Raw genomic sequence first — 24,087 nt, forward strand, 5'->3', positions numbered from 1 at the left:
GTTTAGGGCTCCGCAGGTTTGAGTTGAGTATCGCTAGGTTGCTGCGCTTCCTCACGATTTTGCTGTTGAATCTGACGTTGTTTATAGTCAGAAATATGCTCGCCTTCCAAGGTATTTGGATGAATCACGTATGGAATTAAATGTGCGTTGGCATCGATTGCTTCGCCACCGTACTTGGTTTCTGGTAAGTACAATGGATCATAAGGTTGTACGCTAATCACATTTGTAGCACGGTCTTTTTTCAGAATCAGAGCTTCATAGGCCGCATTATGTTGAATTTGCTGTGCAGTGTTCAGCATATATTGCTGAATTGGATTAGCAAATACTACGTACAATACCAAACCCGTCAAAAGTAAATAAATGACACGGTCATTTCGGGGCGGAGCAATTGCAGGCAATCTCTGATATTCATCATAGGCTTCAGTGCGTATATCATCTTCAGGTTTGGTCGCGCGCCAAAATAAAATAAAGCCGACACGGGTGAAAGCAATAATACTAAGCAAGCTGACCAAGAGAATGATGCCAATAATCCAGCCTTGATGTGCCATATTGGCAGAGGCTTGCAAAATAAAGACCTTGCCCAAAAATCCACTAAATGGTGGTAAGCCCGCCATCATTAATGCAATTATGAAGTACGTGATAGCCAGTACTTTATGTTGCTTCATTTGTGGGGCAATGGTGAAGTGATCTTTAAATGCACCACGTTGAGAAGTAATCCAACCGCACAGCAAATAGAAAGCCGCTGCAATTAAGGTACTGTGTATCAAGTAATACAGTGCAGCTGACCATGCCTGTGTGTTCAGCATTGAAATAGCAATGAGGATGGTACCAATTGAAGACAGCATCATAAAACCGACAAAGCGACGTAAGCGCTCAGCACCAATCGCGCCAATGACTCCATACAGGGAAGTAATCAAACCAATCGTCAGTAAGCAGTCTTGTAAGATTTTATGGCTCAGCTCATCATCAAATACGGTTCCATTGACTCGCAAAATAGCATACACACCGACTTTGGTCATGATGGTGAACAAGGCTGCTACAGGAGTTGTTGCCACGGCATAGGTTTTAGGTAACCAAAAACCGACAGGAAGCATGGCAGCTTTAATACCAAACACCACAAATAGCAGTAAGCCACCTGCCACCGCAATTTTATGTGCATCAGCATCGAGTAGGGGAATTAGACGCGCCACATCGGTCATGTTTAAACTGCCGACACTACCGTAAATCATCCCTAAGCCAATTAGGAAGAGGGCAGAGGCTAATAGGTTGATGGTGACGTAATGAATCCCGAGTTGAAAACGTGCTTTGCCTTGACCGTGCAATAACAACACATAAGAAGCAAGGAGTAATACCTCAAAGAAAACGAACAGGTTAAACAAGTCACCTGTGAGGAATGCACCGCAAAGTCCCATGAGCAGGAAATGCACCATGGTGTGAAAATAGCGACCACGCTCATCCCATTTCTTGCTGGAAAACCAAAGCAATGGCAGAGCAAGTGAATAAGTCAGTACCAACATGAGGGCAGACAGTTGATCTAGCACTAAAATAATGCCAAATGGTGCCGCCCATTCGCTCAAATTATATATAATAATTTGTCCGCTGCTGACTTGAATTAAATAGCTGATCGCAGTGACTAAACCGAGCGTAGCAGAGAGCTGACTAATTCCACGACGCCATGGCTGACGCCAGTCATGTGAGAGTGAACCAAAGCCCGGATTGCCTAATAGCACCAAAATAAATGCGGTAAAGGTTGGAATCAGGATGCTAAAGATCGGTGAATGCTGTAGCCAAAATTGGAGGAAATCATTCATTATGGCTCATCCTCACGTGGGTCAAGCAGTGGATGTTCTTCTTTGGCATCGACGTGGTCTGTCCCTGTTTCATAACGGCTACGCAGCGCCAATTGCACAATAAATGCAGTGGTGGCAAAGCCAATCACAATTGCAGTTAACACTAAGGCTTGTGGTAATGGGTCAGTGACTTTCGTGGCTTCAGTCAAAATTGCAGGCGCATTGAGTTGAATACGCCCCATGCTGAATAAGAAAATATTGACTGCATAACCAATCATGGCCAAGCCCAAAACAACCGGAAAGGTACGGGCACGTAAAATTAAATAGATTCCTGTCGCGACTAACATTCCAATGGCAGACGCAATTAAAAACTCAATACTAATCATTGCATTACTCCTTTGGAAGTGGGCCAGACATGCCTGAGTGACGGGAGTCGCCCAGGACCGAAATCATCAACATGACCGCGCCAACCACCGTGACATACACGCCCACATCAAATAAGGCAGCTGAAGCGAGGTGCATTTCACCAATGATTGGAGGATTGACATAAATATGTGCGCTAGTGAGGAAAGGACGTCCCCAGAACCATGCAGCAAGTCCTGTCAGACCTGCAATGCTTAAACCCACTCCAATCCAGATTTCGTATAAACGTCCAGATTTGGCTTTGAGCATTTGCTCGGTCTGGTCTTGACCAAGCGCAATGTATTGGATGATTAGTGCCATTGAGGTAATTAAGCCAGCAATAAAGCCACCACCCGGTAAGTTGTGACCACGCAAGAAAATATACAGACTGACCACAAGGGCGATCGGTAAAATCCATGAGGCCGTAATACGTAGCATTAACGGCGAAGGATTAAAGCGATAGGTTAAACCCTGTGTCATGATGGTGCCGTGCGCACGCATACCATCCATTAAGCACAGCGTACCAATTGCGGCAATGCCCAAGACGGTAATTTCACCAAAGGTATCGAAACCACGAAAGTCTACTAAAATGACGTTGACCACGTTGGTTCCGCCACCGAGTGGAATGGATTGCTGATTAAAGAACCATGAAATTGAATTATGGTCGCGAGTCATCACCAGCCACGCAATCCAGCCGATACCGATACCGCCACCAATCGCAATGAAGGCATCTCGCCAGCGACGTGAACGGCTTGACTCATACGGGGTCAATTGTGGGAGCAAGGATAGACTCATKAGCAATAAAACAGTGGTGACAACATCAACCGTGATTTGAGTTTGCGCCAAGTCGGGAGCAGACAGTCCCACAAAAACCATGGTGACGACCAAGCCAACTGCACCACTGATTAAGACGGCTTTGATGCGCTCATGGTGGAACCACAGCATCATCCAACAGGCAGAGAACAGCAACAACCATAAAACAATGGCAATCATAGGGGCATGTGTGAGTTCACGTGTACCAGTTGTTAAGCCCTGATTGAATAATGGTAGCGCGACCATGAAAACTGTAAAAACAATGATCCACACCAAATAGCTTTGAAGTGAACCGTTTTCGGTTTTGCGTTTAATTTTGCGAGAAACTTGTAGTAAATGTTTTAAGAATAATTCAAACAGCAGTTTGCCTTGGAATTGACCTAAATGTGGATCGAGGTCAATTTCACGGATTTTTCCACCTTTGGCGAGCGAGAAATAGAAGATGATCCCGCCAAGCAAAGCAATTGCACTCATTAGCAAGGGAAGGTTAAAGCCATGCCAAATTGCTAAATGTGTGCCTTCAAACTGTAACAGTTGGGTACTGGCACGAGTTGTGCTATTGACAATATGCTCGACCAATAAGGCAGGCATCAAGCCGACTAAAATACATAAAACCGCCAATAAAGTTGCGGGTGCACGCATGCCAAACGGGGGTTCGTGAGCTTCTTTGTTTGGAACATCTTTACCAATTGGGCCGTCAAAGAAAACGCCGTGTACCAAACGTATTGAATAGACCACTGCAAAAATACCCGCCAGTGTGGCAACAATTGCAGAAACCAACAGTACAGGGCCAGATAAGTTTGCTATCAGTTCGTTAAAGAACATTTCTTTGGATAGGAAGCCATTGGTTAAGGGTACGCCTGCCATAGAGGCCGCGGTAATCATGGTGAGGGTGGCGGTAAAGGGTAGCAGTTGCCATAAGCCACTAAGTTTACGTAAATCACGTGTGCCTGATTCGTGGTCGATAATTCCCGCAATCATAAACAGTGCCGCTTTAAATGTGGCGTGGTTGATGATGTGGAAAATTGCTGCAGCCACTGCCAACGGTGAACCAATGCCCAGTAAGCACATGATCAGACCTAAATGACTTATGGTGGAATACGCCAATAAGCCTTTTAAATCTTCTTTGAAAATGGCAAAGAATGCCGCCATACACAGGGTAAACAAACCAATAAAGGTGACTATGTTGTGATATAACGCGGCGCCTGCAAAAATTGGCAATAAGCGTGCTAGCAAGAAAATTCCTGCTTTGACCATTGTTGCGGAATGCAGATAGGCAGAAACAGGCGTGGGTGCAGCCATGGCATTGGGTAGCCAGAAGTGAAATGGAAATTGCGCACTTTTGGTAAATGCACCCAGTAAAATCAGCAATAAGGTTGGCACAAATAAATGATGGCTTTGAATTTGTTCAGTCATCATTAAAATTTGGTCAATTTGATAGGTGCCTGTAATTTGCGCCAATAACACAAAACCACCCAGCATGGCGAGTCCCCCCATGCCTGTAATGGTCAGTGCCATACGTGAGCCGCGTTGTGCCGCTTCGTAATTGCTCCAATAACCCACCAATAAGAAAGAGGAAATACTGGTCAGTTCCCAAAACGTCAGCAACAAAATCAGGTTATTGGAGAGCGAGATTCCCAACATGGCAGCCATAAACAGCATGAGGTGAAAATAGAGTTTACTGAGCGAGCTTTGCGGACTTAAATAATAATGGGCATAAATAAAAATGAGTGTGCCGATTCCTGTGATCAGCAAGGAGAATAATAAACCAAGCGCATCTAGACGAAAGCTTAAATCAATCCCCAATTGTGGCAGCCAAGACCATGTTTGAATGATCGTTTTGCCATTAAAGACTGCTTTTGCTTGAGTCAGGAGCAGAATAAGACTACTCAGACTGACGCCAATCGCCCCTAAAGCCGTTACCCCGCGTGAAAATTGTTTCAGCCACGAGACAAGGGTTGTGCCCAGTACTAACGGTAACAATATAATAATCGGTAGCACACTCATATCCATTGTCGTGAATAGGTCGAAAACCTAAAGGATGAATCTTATCTTCCAAGGATTACAGGACAGCAACACACCATCCAAAAGATTCAATCTTGAAAGCCAATCAGTTGTGTTAGTAAACACGTGGTCTATTGTTTTGATGAGCGTATTGTCGCAACTTAAACTCAAAACAAGATCATGCAAAAATAATTTTACATGGCTAGGCGGCTCAAGCAGCAAAAATATGCTGATCTTTCGCTGACGATGCAGCGAATTAGGTTGTGCTGGGTTTGGTTAAAGCTGTGTTAAAAATATGGAGATGTGTCAATTTACAACCTAGTTGAACTATGGATGAAGTTGATCTACATCGACCGCATTTTTTTTACAGCTCTCACCGTGTTTGAAAGGTCATTAGACACTATTCAAGATATAAAAAGTTGTATTGCGCAACTTTAGACACTACAGCAAAATCGGATTTTACTATAAAAGTTCAAAATTAATCTGATTTTATTACATGAATAAAACAACATCAATTTTTTTTCATTCAGCAAAGTCATTATATACCGTCCGATATAGGCGGGATAAAGTATTTCCTTGCTTTTTGTCCAAGTATGCGTTGAAAGACTTCGGCAATTAAGATTCAGGCAATTGATCAGGCGCTGGCACACTATCCAATTGTTGAAAGCGTTGTAGCAATTCCTGTTTTTGTTCGGCAGTTAAATGGTGTTGAATCTGTTGCCAAATTTCAGCCGTGCCTAATTGCGTTTGATTTTGTTCTTGTAGGCTGACTTCTTCTGCCCTGTGAGTGGTTTCCAACACATCGGCACAAATTTCTGCAAATTGCGGTTGTAAACTTTGCCATGCGATGGGATGTAACGGTTGATGTCCCAGTTTTAACATAGAAAGCGTTCCGATTCTCCAAAAGTTCGCTGTGGTTGCCTGTGGTCGCAATTTTTAAGCGGGGGAAAAGCTTGATATAGACGGGTCAGTATTTGTGCTGCTTGCTACTGATCGAGTTGATGATCCATTTAGTCAATCACCAAAATGCCATTTCCCTCGCGACACGGATATAACATGATGGGTACTTTCAATTTGCGTGTGGCTTGATAACTAGACTTTAACAACGAGTTTTGTCAGCGCTTTGATCGGCTAAAATAAGCGTAATGGGCAAGTCGTGAGCATTGAGTTAAAGTTTTGGGGCTGTAAAATAGGTGATGTGTCTGAAATGAACCGATGCAATTTTCATAGCGCACCTGCTGCTATTACCCCACCGCTTTGCGTAACGATGTCGGCATTCTTATTTTCAGTTGTTGTACCAAATCGTAAATATGATGAATATTTAAGCTGACTTTAGCACGTGTGCATGCCACGTACAGCAGTCTTAATTCTTCATCACTAATTTTATGGTCCTTGTCGTTCAGTTTAAATTGATAATCGTCTTCAATCTGTACCCGATTCCATTCTAAACCTTTGGCTTTATGCGCTGTCGAAATAATATAGTCGGCTTGGTCAATTGGGGTGATTTTTGCCAACGCTCGTTTGAGTGGATCAGTACCATGATCATCCACCAGTTTGACTAAAGGCTTAATATCGCTGCCATCGTGGGTTTCACAATATTCATGTACATCATGCCAAGAGTTAAACCATGCCAATTCAGGAACATCGGTCACACGTTTGCCTTGTTTGAGCATTGCGGCAGCATCCACAAAACGGTTTAACCGCACATGGTCGGCTTGCAGACTGACTTTATCGCCATGCACCAAACCTGCCAGTAGCAGTTCCATGGCACGGGCGTTGGTACGGCATAAAATCGCATCACGCATTTTGGTATGCGGTTTGTTGACCACTTTGGAATGTAATTCTGGATTGCCCAAGAGTGGCACGGTTTCATTCAGTCCGCCTAAAATGGCATTGGCCGTCAGCGCAATTTCTTCACCAAAACGGAAAGATGTGGTCAGGCGTGATTCAGGCAAGGGCAGTTGTTGCATGGCATTGACTGCACCACGCCATGCGTAAATTTGCTGGTGTGCATCGCCCACATAAATTACCTGCGTATTGCGTTGCTTGAGTAAAATACCCAACATGAGCGGGTCAGCATCTTGCGCTTCATCAAACAGGACATAATCGGCAGGAATGTTCGGTTCAGACAAAGCCCAAAGTTTGAGGTAAATATCGTGCCCAATACCAGCCTGATGATTGGGGTCAATCGACTCCAGCCAACGCCGCTCTACCGCAGGGTAAAGATGTTTTTGTAAAGTGTCGATGTCGTCTGGGTGCAACCAACTAGGTGCTTGTAAATGCCGTGGGGCAGGGTATTGTGAACTGGTCGAGCAGAAATAACTGACTGCATTTGCGACCAAGCTTGCTAATCGACTTGGCATCAGCACATATTTTTCATAACGTCCGCCCATCATCCGTCTAAGGGTAATTGGCTCTAAACGGTACTCTTTGGCAATAAAGCTAGGGCTTAAGCGTGGCAGACGTAATTTGTCGGTGACTCCACGTGGAACGCTGCGGTAAGCAAGCGAGTGGAAAGTGCGACAATCGACCTGACGGTGAAATTTACTCTGTGCTTCAGAGGCAATGGCTTTGTTAAAAGCCAAATACATGCCACGCCGCTCAGGCATGGCATCACTGATCATTTGTAAGGTCGTGGTTTTACCTGTGCCTGCATAGGCAATCACTTTAAAGGATTTACCCAGACGTGCGTTGTCTATGGCAGTGGTTTGCTCATAGGTCGGGCTGGGCTTGATAATGACAGACACAGATCAGCGTTGGTTTTAATTAAGCGTTAGTGGCTGCGGTTGGCTTTTTCAACTAAGCCAGATAAGCCTTGACGACGTGCCAATTCATTCAGTACCACTTGCGGCTCAATGTCGAAATAACCCAACATCACAATGCTGTGGAACCATAAATCGGCCACTTCATAAATTAGGTCATTTTTATTGTTGGCATTGGCTTCGGTGTTGAAGTCTTTGGCTGCGATAATGGCTTCTACGGTTTCTTCACCGACTTTTTCCAAAATTTTGTTCAAGCCTTTGTGGTACAGCTTTGCTACATAAGAAGAGTCAGGATTGGCGGTTTTACGCTCGCTCATCATTTGCCCTAAATAGGCCAAAACTTCAACCTGTTCAGCTTGTGCCTTAGACTGACTCATGGCCTGCGTGTGGGCATTGGCAGCTTGTTTACCGTAAATTTGATTTGGGTCTTTCAGTTGTGCATCTACAATTTCCCAGCCGTTGGCTGTGAGTTTGCGATAGAAACAAGATTCACGACCTGTGTGGCAGGCAATGCCGCCATGCTGTTCAATTTGTAGAATGATGACATCGGCATCGCAGTCTAAGCGAATTTCATGCACAGTTTGAAAGTGTTCAGATTCTTCGCCTTTGTGCCATAGTTTATTGCGTGAGCGTGAAAAATATACAGCCTGATTTTTTTCAGCAGTCAGTGCCAAGGCTTCACGGTTCATCCATGCCACCATCAACACACGTCCTGTTTGATGATGTTGTGCAATGGCAGGCACTAATCCTTGTTCGTTAAATTTTACTTCATCGAGCCATTGCAAGTTATTCATGAGTTGTTCACCAAAATTAATTTAAATTGTATAGACGCCATTTTTTAAGCGCACGATTTTGCATCGTCCCTATAGTGTACGTGATTCAGGACAATTTACCTAAATTATCTTGCTAGATTTATGCTGTCAAAGCGTTTGCATAAACTGCGGGAAGTTTTGTTTTTCCACCATTTCCAAGAATTCATCACCCAAACGTTGGCTTTCCGCTACGGACTGTTTCCATAAGCGAATTCGCTGCGCTTGATCTAGACCTTTTAAAGTGAAGTCTTTACGATCTGGCAAACGGCCTAAAGGCAGGCTGCTCAAATATTCTGCCGAAGGTGATAGTAAAAGTGTACGAGCCTGATTTTCAGGATTGGCCTTGCGGTTTTTCAACATTTTATCGAACCAGCCCGGGGTGATGCTGTCAGTAAAGTGTGGATACAGCACGATGCCCTGACTCTGGTATGGCAAATCTAAGTGGTAGTCAATCAAGCCACCATCCCGATAACTACCCACTGGTGCATCAGGGATGTCACGAATAGCAGACATTACCCCTGGAATAGACGCTGAGGCGAGTAGCCACGGTGCGACATTTTGTTCATTTAGGGCTTGATAATGGGTGACAAAATCATCCTCAACCATAAACTGTTGCCCTTGCGCAGGTTGGCTGATGACACGCTGCATAAACAAGCGGTTATGTTTGCGTGCAATGGCATTGCTGCCAATAATTCCTGCCACAGAAGCGAGCAAAGGTAAGGCTTGGTCACTTTGGAAAATATGCTGAGCTTTGACTGAAATGACCGTTAGGTGATAGTCAGGGTGGTTAATCAGTTGCTGTTGCTGTCCTTGAATCAGTTCAAACAGCATGTTCTGACAAATATCAGCCACCTCTTGGCGTGACATTTTTTTATGAAAATATAGGTTGGTGTATAAATCGGACAGGCGCTCAGTACCTTGTTTTGCGCCCCAAGCCAAAATACTGGCAAAGCGCCAACTGCCAATGGAAGAACCAACAACAGTACGGCGTTTAGGGGCTTGGGCAAAAAACTCACCAAAAATTGCTTGATCTAGCCCTTGTATGCCAATGCCTTTGGGGCCACCTGCTGCACCAGGAATAATATCAACCTGTTGGGCGTGTAAACCTTCTTGTTCAATCAGTTGGCGGGCCAAATGTCCTGCACGGATACTGAGGGCAGGGGCACGTTTATGCAAAATCTGAGTCATGCTTGATCTATAACGCTACAAATGTGCATTAATTGTAGGTGTGATGATTATTACAACAATGGCGAGAGTCATCACTTGGTGACTGATGAGTCATGCCATGGTTTTTGGGGTGAGTCAGGGCGAATCAGCACAATTAAAAAAATCCTGCTTTAAACAGGATTTTAGTATTTTATATTCTTTTATTAATACGTTATCAACACGTATGGTTTTATTTAGCCATACGCCAAATCGCCAAAAAACTTGCCAACGCGATTAAAACAATAGAGACATACCACGGTGCAATAATCGCAATGGATAGGAAAATCGCCATAATGCTGCCAAAAATCCAGCTGCGTTTTTGCTGATGTTCCATTTGCAGACGCATGCTTTGTAATTCATGCAATTGTTTGGAATGCCAAGCCGATTGGTTTTTTAAACCATTTAAACTGTCAATCATTAAACTTGGTAAGTCTTGCGCACCCAATAATAGGTCTGGAATTTGCTGTCCAATTTCTTTGACATTTTTGACTGGATTCATATTGGCTTTAATCCAATCCGTTAAAATTGGTTTTGCCAGTTTCCAGATATCCAGTTCAGGATATAAGTCTGTGCCCAAGCCTTCAACATGCACCAACGTTTTCAGGAGCAGCATCAATTGTGGTGGAATTTCCAAATGGAAACGACGTGCAATATCCATGACCTGAATCAGAATGCCAGCAAAGTCCAATTCGTGCATTGGTTTTGACACCATTGGCCCGACAGTACGACGCATTTCGCGGGCGAGGGCATCTTGATCTGTGCCTGGTGGAATCCAGCCAGCTTGATGTACGACTTGAATCAGCTGCATAAAGTTGCTGTTCATCACTGCTAGCAACATACGCGCTACGGTCATTTGGTCATGCTTAGATAGCTCGCCCATAATCGCACAATCTAGCGCAATAAAACGCGGATTATTCGGATTGATGGTTTCCACAAAGACGTTGCCAGGGTGCATATCGGCATGAAAAAAGTTGTCACGGAACACTTGGGTAAAGAAAATGGTGAGACCTTTTTCTGCCAAATCGGCTCGATCCATTCCCAAACGATCAAAGGTTGCCGTGTCGGAAATCGGCACACCTGTAATGCGTTCTGCCACCATCACATCTTTACTGTCCAAATAGACTTCAGGCACGTACATCATGCTTGAGCCTGTAAAGTAGTGACGCATGCGGCGGGTGTTGTCGGCTTCTAAGGTCAAATCGAGTTCGTTAAGAATAATTTGACGATAGTCCTGAATAATTTCAGATAAATGTAGAGCGCGTGCCGCTTCTAGACGTTTTTCAAGTGCTGCACCAAGCCATTCCAGAATTTCGAAATCTTGCAGAATTTGCTGGCGAATATCGGGTCGGGTGACTTTAACTACGACTTCACGGCCATCATGCAAGGCAGCGGTATGGACTTGCGCAATAGAGGCTGCAGCTAAGGGTTGCTCATCAAAACGCGCAAACAGGGTATTGATGTCTGCCTTGAGCGATTGCTGAATTCGCATTTGTGCCACGTCAGACCCGAATGGTTTGACACGGTCTTGTAGCAACACCAATTGCTGTAAAACCTCAGGTGGAATCAGGTCGCGACGCGTAGACAGTAATTGCCCGAGCTTAATCGCCAATGGTCCCATTTCCTCTAAAGCCTCTTTGAGCTTCAGCGGGTTTTTACGTTCTTTACTTGACCAAGCGGCAGGGTGCATGCGAATAAAACTGAGCGCATGACGTGCTTTTTCTGGTAGTTCTTCCGCAGGAAACAACGTATCGAGTCTATAGTGCGCGGCAATGCGCCAAAGTTCGAGTAAACGTGAAACATGCGGAATCATAAAGACTTATTCCCTAGGATTGAGTTGAGTTTAAGGTGTCAGAAGCGGTATCTGGCTGTGCATCAAGCTGCGCTTGTAGCTGTCGAATTTTGGCTTCGGCACGATCTAAATTTTGATTGAAAATTCGGGTATCTTGCTGCAAATCATGCATTTGCCAGCGTGGGGCAAATAGACCACTGTCTTCTTTAAGGACATCTTTAGCAAAGAACAAATGACTGTCCAGACTGCGTTTTAAATATTTTGGCGCAAGCTGGATTTTGCCAATTTCATGCGCCAAAGCAGGGCCAATCCACGGGCTTAAGTGTGCGGCCAAGTCTGGTTCAGCTTGCTGCATAATACGCTGTATATCTTGCAAAAGATGATAATCACCTTGCAGTGGAATATTGCCCACTTCATCTGATAGCAACAGTTTGAGCAATTGCACCACATTCTTCACATGCAAGGTCGCCGTTGCTTCAGTCATGCTTGACTGCTGCTCGAATGGGCGTTGTTCAAAGATGGATGCGCTTTCAGTGTGTCCTGTTGGCGTCGGCTCCAGGCGAACCTTGCCATCGTCAAAAAACACATCGACAGAGAGCTGTGGCGAGTCGAGCACTACACGTAACATTTTGCCTTTCAACTCATTGAGCTGAATGCGAGTAATGGCATCCAGATCAATCATATGATGAATTAATCGTTCAACTGCACCGAGTGCCAGAATCGACCACATAACATAAAACCTTAAAGTTTAAAGCCGCGGTGAACCGCCACAATACCACCCGTAAGATTGTGGTAATCACAGTTTTGGAAGCCTGCGTGTTCCATCATGCCTTTGAGGGTACGCTGGTCAGGATGCATACGAATAGATTCAGCCAAGTATTTATAGCTTTCTGAGTCATTTGCGACAATTTTACCCATGAGTGGTAATGCCGTGAATGAATATAGGTCGTATAGCTTAGAGAATGGCTCAAAGACAGGTTTTGAAAATTCTAAAATCAATAAACGACCACCTGGCTTAAGTACACGATACATTGCGGCTAAGGCTGCATCTTTATCGGTCACGTTGCGCAAGCCAAATGAAATGGTCAGCAAGTCAAAGCTGTTGTCTTCAAAGGGTTCTAAAGTTTCGGCATTGGCCAGTACGAAATCGACATTGGTACAGCCTGCATCAATGAGACGGTCACGCCCAACATTCAGCATAGATTCGTTAATATCTGACAGTACCACATGACCTGTAGGGCCAACTTCACGGCTAAAAACTTTAGCTAAGTCACCTGTGCCACCCGCAATATCCAGCACGCGCTGACCACGACGTACACCAGACATATTAATTGCAAAACGCTTCCATAAACGGTGAATACCAAATGACATTAAGTCGTTCATAATGTCGTATTTGCTTGCAACCGAATGGAAGACTTCAGCGACTTTGTGGGCTTTATCTTCACTGCTAACGGTTTGATAGCCGAAGTGTGTGGTTGCACCGACATTGCCTGTATTGGCACCGCGCGGCAAATTATATTTTGGTACTGAACCCGTGACAGGCGTGTCCGTTAATTTTTGTTCTAAAGATTGTTGCTGACCTTGTGGAGCGCCTTGTGGTAGAGCTTCGGTTAAGAATGGACTCACTTTGTCTGTTGGTTGTGCCGACTCGGGAGTAGCGGTAGGCGTTTGATTTTCATTCGACATTGGAGTCACTCCTCAGGATAAAAAGGCTTAAGGCTGCAGTATATGCATGATGACAGATTCTAAGCACTTGTACAGTAATCATCATGCAATTGTTATGAATAATATACAGAAAAAACCAAAGATTGCGTAAGTGTGCGGCATAAGTGTTGGTTATTTCACACATTTGGATTATTAAAATGGATGCAAATCACCCGCATGCACTTTGGCAATAATTTCACGTTCTGTAGTAGTAAATTGTTTCACAAATTTCTCTGCAGACTTTAATGGTTTCATGGCTAAAAAACCATCTTGCATAAACTCATACATAATTTGAAAACTGTATTTTTGCGCTGCGCCTTTACACATTTTGAAAGCGGTATAGACCACAAAAGAGCGCATATATTTATCTAGGTTTTTACCCAATTCATCTAACATATTAAGTTGCTGTAAGCGCGCTTCGCCCTGATCAAGCTTTAAATAAGTCAGACGCATCATCTCATCATTTAAAGGCATATTTTCAGGATAGTCCTGCAGCAATTGTATCGCGACTTGTTCATCTAACTGCACCGCTAAAATCGCCAGACTCACTCCTGATGTCCCTGTTTTGATTGCATTTTCAGGAATGATTTTTTCAGCTTTATGTGCATATTTCAATAGGCGGGCAATTTGACCTGCCAAAGCGTCAAAATCAGGGCCACCATATAAGCGATTTAAAAAATATTCAGCCATTAAGACATTGTGCTTTTCGGCAAACTGTGTGGCATGGGTGCGTTGCATACGCTGCTTTTGCCATGCTTGCACATCTTGTAAGCGTTGAAATAAAACAGGATTTTTATGATATTTAAATTGATAATACAGTTCTAATAGCTTATCTAAAGCAGCAAGTTTAGACATAGGGTGTCTCATGATTGAGTTGAATGGGCAAATCTTAATGTGAGTTTGGGCTTCTCGCTATGACAAATTGCACAGAATTCCTAATGGCAGAGGTCAGTGTGTGAGATGAATCTACAAAAAAATGCCAAAAGTTTAAAAAAAAATGGGTCGAAATTTGTATACTGATGCAATAACACAAGAACAGAGCAGAATATGTCAAAAGCAAATACTGAATTTAAACTCATGGAAGAAGAACAACTTTCAGTCAAGCTCATTGAAGCTCAATATGCTTTAAAAAATACCAAAGGTGAAAAAAATGCCAAAAGCTTGCTGATTTTAGTAAGTGGTATTGAGTTGGCAGGTAAGGGTGAGGCGGTTAAACAATTAAGAGAATGGGTCGATCCGCGTTATTTAAGGGTAAAAGCCGATGCTCCCAATCCGTTTAATCCCAAACAGGCATTTTGGCAGCCTTATGCACGTTTTATTCCTGCCGAAGGTCAAATCATGTTGATGTTTGGCAACTGGTATAGTGACTTATTAAGCACAGCCATGCATGTGTCCAAACAAATTGATGACACGATGTTTGATAATTATGTTGAAAAAATGCGTGCCTATGAAGAAGACTTAAAAAATAATCATGTGGATGTCATCAAAATCTGGTTCGATTTATCGTGGAAATCATTACAAAAACGACTGGATGATATGGAGCCGAGCGAAGTGCATTGGCATAAATTGCACGGTTTGGATTGGCGCAATAAAAAACAATATGACAATATACAGAAGCTGCGCCAACGCTTTACCGATGATTGGATTGTGATTGATTGCGAAGATGAAACCATCCGCGATCAGCAATTTGCACAGCATATTTTACGTGCATTACAGCATTGTCCTGTGCATCCAACCAGTTCGGGGATTACTTGGCAAGCTGCAGAAATTCCTGAAGTTTTACTTAACCCTGTATCTGAATCGGTCAATGATGATGATTATAAAGCAGAGTTAAAGAAACTCACTAAAAAAGTGGCAGATGCACTGCGTTTTGATAACCGTAATGTCAGCCTTGTTTTTGAAGGGATGGACGCTGCAGGCAAAGGCGGCGCGATTAAGCGGATTGTAAAAAAACTGGATCCGCGTGAATACGAAATTTATACCATTAGCGCCCCTGAAGCCTTTGAAATCAGCCGTCCTTATTTGTGGCGTTTTTGGACGAAAATTCTGCCTGAAGAAAAAATCAATATTTTTGACCGTTCTTGGTATGGGCGGGTATTGGTGGAACGTGTAGAAAGTTTGATTAGTCCACTGGAATGGCAGCGTGCCTATGACGAAATCAACCGCTTTGAACAAGATTTAAATGACCATCAAACTGTCGTGATTAAATTTTGGTTAGCCATTAGTAAAGATGAGCAAGAGCTGCGTTTTAAAGCACGTCAGGAAACCCCACATAAGCGTTTTAAAATTACAGATGAAGATTGGCGTAACCGTAGCCGCTGGGATGATTATTTGGTGGCTGCGGCAGATATGCTGCAACGTACCAGTACTGAATATGCACCGTGGCATATCATTCCAAGTAATGACAAAAATGCAGCACGTTTGGAAATTTTAAGAACTATCTTGAAACAACTCAAGGCAGAATAATCTGCCTTGAGGCTGTAAAGTCTGTGTGTTGAGTGAGCTTGATTTAAGAATTAAGCATTCACAACTTTGGCTTGTTTAAGCTGAATGCTTTTTGCCAGTTTGTAGCTTTCTTCAACATGCGTTTCGGCAATTTTTTTCATAATAAAATAACCTAACCCTGCAGCCACCATTTGACCACCCAATGGAATAAACTTGGTGACTTGTTTGGCGATGTATTTGGCTGCGACATTATTCAGGGATTTTTTTACTGCAGTGCGCGCTACTACTAAACCTGAAAATTCTACACCGCGTTTACGCAATTCGCTCCAGTGGACTTTTCGGGTTTCAGGATCGTACACACTGATTTGCTCAGGAGATAAGCCAAAACGTGCATTAATTTCTGGAACCAGTTGCGACAAAATGCCCACATCAATCACGACGTCCAAAAATGGTACAGGAATGACTGCTGCACCTGCTGAAAAATAGGCACGTTTTTTAACCAGTTCTAAGCATTCTGCACGAATCTTTTCCAAGTCTAGGTTTGGATCAATGCTGTCTGGAATTGTCTCTCTTTTTATCATAGGTACAACCTTAAATTGGCGAGTAATTGTATGCTGTATGCTAAATAAACTACTTTGTTCAAAGCAATTTTGAAAAAAGTAGGCAATAAAAGTATGCTTGTAAAGTGGCATATACCATTGTAAGTGTACAGCTAATAATCTTTATTCTTTTGTTGTACTTAGGCGAGTGACAGATCAACTGCCTTCTCGTACTTTCTTTTTAAATAAATTTAAGGGCAGCTGATGGCGATTCATGTCATACAAAGTCAACGTATAGAAGTTTTAGTCAATGAAATGTTGAAAACCATACGTCAACCGACATCAAATCCGCTTCAGGTCCTACAAACTCAGCATTTTATTGTACCTTCGCTAGCTGTAGAGAAATGGCTAACGGAAAAAATTGCTGAACAAAAAGGCATTAGTGCCAATACTGAATTTCATCATCGTATTCGTGCCTTTCAATGGGCGGCTTATCAGGCAGTTTTAGATGATAAAGATCGGGTTCGTCAGGCAAATATTCCACGTATTGTGATGCAATGGCGTGTGTTTTATAACTTGCAACCGTGGATACAACATGAACAAAATCCATTGCCTGCCGAGCATGCTTTACATTCTTTGATCCAACGAATTTATGACAGTGCAGAGCAGTTGCCACAAGGTTTAGAAAAGCAGCTTAAAAAGCAAAATATGCTGTATTGGGTGGCAGATAAAGTTTCGCGGTTATTTAGCAATTACATGGTTTATCGTGGTTTTTGTCAAAAAGGCTGCGAGGGAGTCTGCCAATGCCAAAGCAATTGGTTGGCGGTTTGGGGGCAGCAGAAACGTCTGAATTTAAAGCAGCAAATTTATACCCCTAAAAACTTTGCGAGTGAAGAAGAAAAACAAGCGGCATTGGAAATAGCTGCATTTACTCAAGCGCAAGCCGAAGAATTAGAGCAATGGCAAAGTTGGTTATGGTCGCATATTTTTCATGCGGATTTCGAAAAAATGCAGGAGATTGACCAGCAATTTTGGCAAGCCTTGGGCGATCCTGAAAATCCAAATCCGTGTATGAACAAATTACCCAAACAGTTGGTGATTTTTACCTTATTAGACTTGCCGCCAAGTCAATTGTGGTTTATTCGCCGTTTGGCACAGTATATGGATATTTTTATTCTGCATTACAACCCATCGCAAGAATATTGGGCAGACATGGTCGATCCTAAATGGAAATTAAACATGGATGCGCGAATCAAAAGTCGTTTTATTCGTGAGATGGAAAGTCAAAATAAAGCGGTAAGTGATGATGATATTGCTGCGTATATCAAAAAATATAATGGTGAATTTAATGCTGATATGCGTGAGTCACATCATCCCTTGCTAACACGTTTTGGCAAACAGGCGCGGGATCACTTTTCTTTGTTGGCGGCGTTATCGAGTGGTGACGAAGGCGAGTGGTACGATCTTTTCCCTGAAGAAGAGCCGCAACATTTACTGGGTAAAATTCAATCGGATGTGTTGAATTTGGTTGAGCCAGCCGCGCAGGCGTATGACTTAGACCCTGCCGATGAGTCACTGCAGATTCATGTGTGCCATTCAAGTTTACGTCAGCTTGAGGTTCTCAAAGATCATTTAATTGCGTGGCTTGGACAAGATGACAGCCGCCAAGCCAGTGATATTTTGGTATTGAGTCCGAAACTCAAAGAACAAGAGTCTTTAATTCGCAGCGTATTTGCTGCACCGCCAAGTGAGCGTGATCTTTATCAGAAAGGACAACAAAAAGCACAGCAAAATCAAGCCACTTTAGGGCATCAACTGACTCAAGACAGTGTGTATTTGCCTATTCAAATTGCAGGCATCAGCTCTTTAGATATTCATAATGCATGGCGAGCAGTGGTTGGGCGTATCACGTTGGTACAAGGACGTTTTAGCTTTGAAGAGTTTGGCGACTGGTTGAGTTTGGCTGCGACACAACAGCGTTACGCCTTGAATTTAAATAATATTGAGCGCATGAATGAGTTGTTGGCCAATGCGGGTTTTAAACGTGGTTTGGATGCCGAGCATTTAAAACGTAGTCTGAGTGCAGATGATCAAGATTATCGGTTTAGCTTAAAGTTTGCTTTAGATCGTTTGGCTTTGGGCGTTGCAGTGCCAGAGCATTGCGTGGTTCAACACACTTTAAGTTATGCTGATGTGCAAAGCAGCGATTTTGAGTTGATCTTTAAACTGATTCAAATTTATCAGGATTTTGCACAGCGCCGTGATTGGCTGATTCAGCATGAATTGGGGCAAGCCAAAACGGTGGAATATTGGCTCAAGCAACTGATGCAAGATTTGAGTGAATTTCAGGATGCTGGGGTAGATGTGTTGGCATCGGTGTTTAGTTTGGTGCAAAAACATGATCGTATGTTGACCTTAGCCAGTTATTTTGATGCACAATCGGGTCAAGATTTGCGTCAATTAAGCTTACCGCTCGATTATATTCTGCAAGAAATTTCAGCCCAGCTCGAAACCCAACTCGAACAAGCCAGCCCATCGGGCGCCATTACCTTTAGCCAAATTGGTGCAATTCGTCCACTGCCATATAAGCTGATTGTGATGTTGAATTTGGATAATGGCGTGTTCCCAAGTCGTGACCAGCAATTGGCTTTTGATTTGATGCAATTATTAAAACCACAACTGGGAGATCGTTCACGCATTGAGGATGATCAAGGGGCATTTTTAGATAGTTTATTGTTGGCGCAAGACAGTGTTTGGTTATTTTATAACGGTTTTGATGTCAGTGATGGCGAGGTGCGCGATCCATCCGTGCTGGTGCAGGAATTTGTGCAGCATTTGGAGTTGATTGTGAAACATCCTGATGACGCTAGCGATTCACGCTTAAATTTGAATGGTGTCGAGATTCCCGCACAATTGAAATCTCTTTATCACTTACATAGTTTGCAACCTTTTGATCAACTGCGTTTTGCCGAAAGCCGTGAAGTTCGCTTTAAAGATCAATGGTATCGGGTTGCCAAACAAATGCAGCAAGAAACCACACCACGCGAAGCATGGTTTGGTGAATATCCATTATTGCCACAAGACATGGTGGTACTCGACAGTATGCAATGGATTCGAGATGTGTGTTTCCCTGCGCGTGCCTATTTAAAAGCGATTGGGGTCGAAAATTTACAATCCGACAYTGCTGCAATGAACCACGAGCYGCTGATTTTAAATGGCTTGGAAAAATATAGTGTGCGTGATTTTTTACTGCAACATGGCGAGCAAGATGCAGAAAGCTTGTTGCAAGATACCTTGCCTGTGGGTAAAACCTTAAATGCCACGTTTCAAACGGGACTGCAAGAACAGCAATATTTACGTGACACACTCCAGCAATTTGCAGACGAGGCAACCACAACAACGCAACAGCTTTGGAAAATGAATCCGCATCTGCATATCCGTATTCAAGTGCCTGAACAGCCGACAAAGCTTTGGTGTAGCGTGGTGGCAGCGAGTGCCAGACCAAAAAAATATGCCGAAGTATGGTTGGAATATCTGTTCTGGGTGGCTTATCAGAACACAGAACAGCAAGATTTAGAGCGGATTGTGGTGTGTAAAGATGCGGTGATTCATTTTGCCAATATCCATGCACAGCAAGCACACGAGTATTTAGCCCAGTGGTTTGAGTTCTGGAAACACGCACAGCAATATCCTGTGTTATTGCCTGCGGCTTTGGTTTTAAAAATGAAAGATAAAAAAGAATTTGAAATTCAGTGGGATGAAGCTCAGTCCGATCAAGTTTTGAATATGGAAAGCTTCGTAAAACATTGGCATGACGGTGCTAGGAGGAGCTTTATTGATGAAAGTGAGAAAAATCACCCAGACTGGTCATTTATTTTTCAAGACAGTGAAACTGAACCGTTGTTGATTGAGGCATTTCAGCAATATAGCCATCGACTGTATCAGCCCATCATTGAAAATTATGAATCTGCGAAAAATCTTCAAAAACAAGGGGAATCTGCGTGAACTCATCTAGCCCATTCCCAATTTGTTATGACCCAATTCAAGAGATGCAATTTAAAGGCTTGCATTGGATTGAAGCATCGGCAGGTACAGGAAAAACCTATACTTTATCTAGTTTGATGGTGCGGATTTTCCTGAAAGATTATTTGCCTAATCAGGTGATTGCGACCACATTTACCCGTGCCGCAGCAGCCGAGCTAAAAAGTCGTATTCGTGCACGTTTGCTTGAAACCCAACAATATATCGATCAGTGTTTAAACCAGTCTTTAGATCAACGCGCCCTTGCAGAGAAAATTGCACAACTACAAGATCCTTTACTCAAAAATGTTCTGCAGGAATATCGCTTAAAACTGGACTATGCCAGTTCACGTTTGAGGTTGGTGATTGCACAACTCGATGAATTATTTGTCGGAACGCTGGATAGCTTTAGCCAAAAATTATTGCGTGAATTTTCCTTTGAAAGCGGCAAAATTGAGCGCGCCAATATTACCGACCAAGCATCGGTCTATACCGAACAATTGCTGCATGATGTGCTGCGTGAATGGATTCAAGCACAGCCTCAGCATGTTGTGGACTATATGCTGTTATGTGGGCGGTTGAAATCTGTAGCAGACTATGAGGGGCTGGTCAATACCAGTTTGAATTTTGCATCGGCAGAGATTCAGGGCATAGATCAGGCACAATTGGAGGTACAAGATTTAGCAGAGGCGTTGCAGAATTTAACCAGTATCACCATCCCACAAATTGAAGAATTAAAAGAATATTATGATGGTGAATATACTTTTGGTTTTTCTAAGGTTGTGGCAGGTGAACAAGGGGCTGTAATACATCAAATTTTTACGGATGCTTTGCCAAAACTGATTGAAAAAATTAAGCACAATCCTTTAGAACATTTTTTTAATTCACATCTTGCTGCGTTGTTTAATGCGGTCTTTGCACTTTATTTCACTAAAGACGGTAAGCTCAGGAAATCAATTTTTAACAATCCGAAAGCACCATGTACGCAAGAGGTGCAAGATGCTTTTTTTGATCATCCTGTGATCCGTAAAATTAAAGCAGTGGTGGATGCCAAACTTAATTTTGAGCGTCAAATTGAATTGGTGGATACCAATTTAAAATTCTATTTGGTACAACACGTCAAACAGCGTTTACCGCAACTTTTACAGCAAAAAGGGGAAACCACTTTTGCCCAACAAATTCGCAGTTTAGCTGAAGCTTTGCAGGGAGAACGTGGGCAGCGTTTTGCACAGTTTGTGCATACGCGTTATCCACTGATTTTGGTGGATGAATTTCAGGATACCAACCAAGATCAAGATGACATGCTGGCACAAATTTGGCGTAATCCGAAGTGGTATGCGCGTGGTTGTATGATTATGGTGGGCGATCCTAAGCAGGMGATTTATGGTTTCCGCGGTGGTGATATGCTGACCTATAACAATGCCCGCGATGATGTGCTGAAAAAACAAGGTCGCATTTACTCGCTCAGACAAAATCATCGTTCAGTGAAAGAGCTGGTCAGTGTGGTGGAYGAGTTATTTCAACGCCAACCCGCTTTTGGTGAAAAAGTGATTTATGATCCTGTTATTGCTGGTTCACGTCCTCATCCTGCCTTAATGGATCGGCAACAGGCCAATCCCGCACCGCTGCGTTGGGTAACAGTGGAACATGAACAGGATGAGTCCATTCAAATTGCACGAAAAATTCGTGAGTTATTAAATCAAGGTATCGCAGGCGATTTATATTTTGATCATTCTGAAGGCAAAGTTGCTTTGCAAGCCGATGATATTGCCATTTTATCGACCAGTCATAAAAAGCTTGACCAAGCCCAATACGAGCTTGAACGGATTGGAATTCAGGTTAATAGAAGTAGTCAGCGCAGTGTTTTTACAGGCTTTTTAGCCAAAGATGTGGCGGCAATTTTAACCGCAATTTTACATCCTTATGATGAAGCCAAGGTCAAGCGTGCCTTGCTGACACGTTTGTTGGGCTATAACCTGCAACAGTTGATTGAGCTTGAGCAACAAGGTTTGGGTCAGTTTATTTATGACTTCGATTGCATTCGTGAAATGTGGGTCAATAAAGGCTTTTTAACCGCATGGAATTACTGCCTGAACTTATTTAAAATTTGGGAAAATTTGGTGGCAAAACGCAGTTTTGACAATGAACGGCATGTGGTGAATTTACGCCATTTAACCGAATTGCTGAGTCGTCAAAGTGAACGCCATCAAGGGGCTTACATGCTGTATTACTGGTATTTACAGCAAGTTGAATCACCTGCCAAACGCGATTGGGAAATTGAACGAAAACTTTCTAATGCGGCAGGCGTGAAATTGATGACCATTCACCAGTCCAAAGGCTTGGAGTTTAAAGTGGTCTTTTTGATGTCGGCAGATCAGCCGCCCAAATCTGACAAGTCTGCTTTGGTGTTTGCAACGCAGGAAGAGCAAGGCATTGAGCAACGTATCATTGCCATTAAACATAAAGACATAGATGCCACAGCAATGCAGCAGCACAGTGAGCGCCGTTTGGCAGAGTTGAATCGGCTTTGGTATGTGGCACTCACCCGTGCCAGTTACCGGGTCTATGCGATGCTAAAACAGCCTACGCCTGCAAAAGAAGGTAAAAAAGAGGCTGCACCAAAATCTGCTGGTTTAAATGTCTGGCGTTTACAAGCGCCAAGTTCAGCAGAAATTGCAGCAGCATGGAGCTGTGATGAAGCACCTCTGACACAATTAGCGGCAGCATTACAACTTGAACAAGTGCAAGAAATTAAGATTGAAGCTGCAGATTTTCCGCAGCGTCGCTTTTATCCACGAACCAAAACCAGTTTTAGTGGCTTGGCACAACATTTACCTGCCGCCATGCGTAGCGATACTTTGGCATTGGCAAGCGAGGAGCAGGCTGCTGCTGCCGACGAAATCAATCAGGAACCTGTCGAAACGGAACAGGAAATCGTACAGGTGGCTCAACCGATTGCATGGATCAAAGCTAATTTTCAGCGTGGTACTCAAGCGGGGAGTTTTTTACATAAACTCTTTGAATATATCGACTTTCAAGCCAGTCATGATGACATTTTTGAAGAAGTCAAACGCCGTTTTCATAACGACAAAGAGTTTAATTCAGATGTGTTATTGGTAGATTTGATTGCAAAACTCGACACTGCCAAAGGCAGCGCGACTGTGCAGGAAGCAGATATTTTTGCGCACATGACCGAGTGGCTGAAGGATGTGTTGAATACGCCTTTGCACGATACTTTCCAGCTCTCGGCTTTATCTACAGCACATTATTTATCAGAGTTTCCATTCTATTTGGCGTTGGCAGATCAGCGTTTATTTATTCAAGCGATTCAGCAATTGTTTGAAGATGTGGGTCATCCTATTCAAGATTTAAATGAAGCCGCTACTGCACGTTATCTGACAGGCTCAATTGACTTGGTTTATTTTGATGGGCAGTGTTATCACATTGCCGACTATAAGAGTAATTATTTGGGTGCCGATCAGCGCGATTATGAAAAAACCAACCTTGAACACAACATGACCCAATCGAGTTATTGGTTACAAGCGGCCTTGTATTTGGTGGCGTTGCACCGTTATTTGGGCAGTCGTTTGCAAGATTATGATATTCGGCAACATTTGGGTGGAGCCAGTTATTTGTATTTGCGTGGTATGCAGGGGCAAGCAGGGCAAGGGGTTTGTCATTGGCGGCCAGATGCGGAATTTATTCTGCAACTAGATCAAATATTGGGTTACTTTGAACTTAAAAAATAACGCTAAGTTAGCTTATCGACTTAATAAAACAATTGCTTATCCTGTGGATAAC

Annotated in this window: 15 protein-coding genes; 3 read left to right on the top strand and 12 right to left on the bottom strand. The window is 43.2% G+C overall.

The annotated features are described in order from the left end of the window. Positions 1–2 precede the first annotated feature (2 nt). From BJN41_RS07795 to BJN41_RS07845, 11 genes are all read right to left on the bottom strand, one after another. Entirely contained in the window at positions 3–1,811 is a 1,809-nt protein-coding gene (locus tag BJN41_RS07795) for a monovalent cation/H+ antiporter subunit D (RefSeq protein WP_070154375.1), read from the bottom strand. After that, positions 1,811–2,176 carry a Na+/H+ antiporter subunit C gene (locus tag BJN41_RS07800; RefSeq protein WP_070154376.1) on the bottom strand — a complete coding sequence of 122 codons (366 nt, stop codon included), beginning with the start codon at positions 2,174–2,176 and terminating at the stop codon, positions 1,811–1,813. Before BJN41_RS07800 ends, BJN41_RS07795 begins: the two co-directional genes overlap by 1 nt. 4 nt (positions 2,177–2,180) lie before the next feature. After that, entirely contained in the window at positions 2,181–5,018 is a 2,838-nt protein-coding gene (locus tag BJN41_RS07805) for a monovalent cation/H+ antiporter subunit A (protein ID WP_070154377.1), read from the bottom strand. Positions 5,019–5,624: 606 nt separating this feature from the next. After that, positions 5,625–5,891 carry a hypothetical protein gene (locus BJN41_RS07810; RefSeq protein ID WP_019836070.1) on the bottom strand — a complete coding sequence of 89 codons (267 nt, stop codon included), beginning with the start codon at positions 5,889–5,891 and terminating at the stop codon, positions 5,625–5,627. A gap of 362 nt (positions 5,892–6,253) precedes the next feature. Then, positions 6,254–7,756: a UvrD-helicase domain-containing protein gene (locus BJN41_RS07815; protein WP_019836069.1), complete on the bottom strand. Its 1,503-nt coding sequence runs from the start codon at positions 7,754–7,756 to the stop codon at positions 6,254–6,256. A 26-nt stretch (positions 7,757–7,782) separates the two neighbouring features. Then, on the bottom strand, positions 7,783–8,565 hold the full coding sequence (hisIE, locus tag BJN41_RS07820) for a bifunctional phosphoribosyl-AMP cyclohydrolase/phosphoribosyl-ATP diphosphatase HisIE (RefSeq protein WP_019836068.1): 783 nt from the start codon (positions 8,563–8,565) through the stop codon (positions 7,783–7,785). A gap of 126 nt (positions 8,566–8,691) precedes the next feature. Then, positions 8,692–9,771, bottom strand: coding sequence for a patatin-like phospholipase family protein (locus tag BJN41_RS07825; protein WP_070154378.1), 1,080 nt, complete (start codon positions 9,769–9,771; stop codon positions 8,692–8,694). Positions 9,772–9,979: 208 nt separating this feature from the next. Further along, positions 9,980–11,599, bottom strand: a complete 1,620-nt coding sequence (locus BJN41_RS07830; RefSeq protein ID WP_070154379.1) for an ABC1 kinase family protein — start codon at positions 11,597–11,599, stop codon at positions 9,980–9,982. Positions 11,600–11,612: 13 nt separating this feature from the next. After that, complete coding sequence (locus BJN41_RS07835; RefSeq protein ID WP_070154381.1) at positions 11,613–12,308, bottom strand: SCP2 domain-containing protein; 696 nt, start codon at positions 12,306–12,308, stop codon at positions 11,613–11,615. Between the two features lie 11 nt (positions 12,309–12,319). After that, positions 12,320–13,264, bottom strand: coding sequence for a bifunctional demethylmenaquinone methyltransferase/2-methoxy-6-polyprenyl-1,4-benzoquinol methylase UbiE (ubiE, locus tag BJN41_RS07840; RefSeq protein ID WP_019836065.1), 945 nt, complete (start codon positions 13,262–13,264; stop codon positions 12,320–12,322). Positions 13,265–13,435: 171 nt separating this feature from the next. Beyond that, positions 13,436–14,137, bottom strand: coding sequence for an FFLEELY motif protein (locus tag BJN41_RS07845; protein ID WP_070154383.1), 702 nt, complete (start codon positions 14,135–14,137; stop codon positions 13,436–13,438). 192 nt (positions 14,138–14,329) lie between these two features. Between BJN41_RS07845 and BJN41_RS07850 the strand changes: the two genes are divergently transcribed. Continuing rightward, complete coding sequence (locus tag BJN41_RS07850; RefSeq protein WP_070154385.1) at positions 14,330–15,748, top strand: phosphate--AMP phosphotransferase; 1,419 nt, start codon at positions 14,330–14,332, stop codon at positions 15,746–15,748. A 50-nt stretch (positions 15,749–15,798) separates the two neighbouring features. Here BJN41_RS07850 and BJN41_RS07855 read toward each other — a convergent pair whose 3' ends face one another. Next, a complete protein-coding gene (locus BJN41_RS07855) occupies positions 15,799–16,308 on the bottom strand; it encodes a hypothetical protein (protein WP_374706589.1) in 510 nt (169 codons plus the stop codon). A 222-nt stretch (positions 16,309–16,530) separates the two neighbouring features. On the opposite strand from BJN41_RS07855, the gene BJN41_RS07860 reads away from it, so the two are divergent. Beyond that, the gene (locus BJN41_RS07860; RefSeq protein ID WP_070154387.1) at positions 16,531–20,271 is read left to right on the top strand and encodes an exodeoxyribonuclease V subunit gamma; all 3,741 of its coding nucleotides are present in this window, start codon (positions 16,531–16,533) and stop codon (positions 20,269–20,271) included. A 44-nt stretch (positions 20,272–20,315) separates the two neighbouring features. Next, positions 20,316–24,035, top strand: coding sequence for a UvrD-helicase domain-containing protein (locus BJN41_RS07865; RefSeq protein ID WP_070154462.1), 3,720 nt, complete (start codon positions 20,316–20,318; stop codon positions 24,033–24,035). Positions 24,036–24,087: the final 52 nt, after the last annotated feature.

It is taken from the genome of Acinetobacter towneri (assembly GCF_001758345.1).
GTDB lineage: Bacteria > Pseudomonadota > Gammaproteobacteria > Pseudomonadales > Moraxellaceae > Acinetobacter > Acinetobacter towneri_A.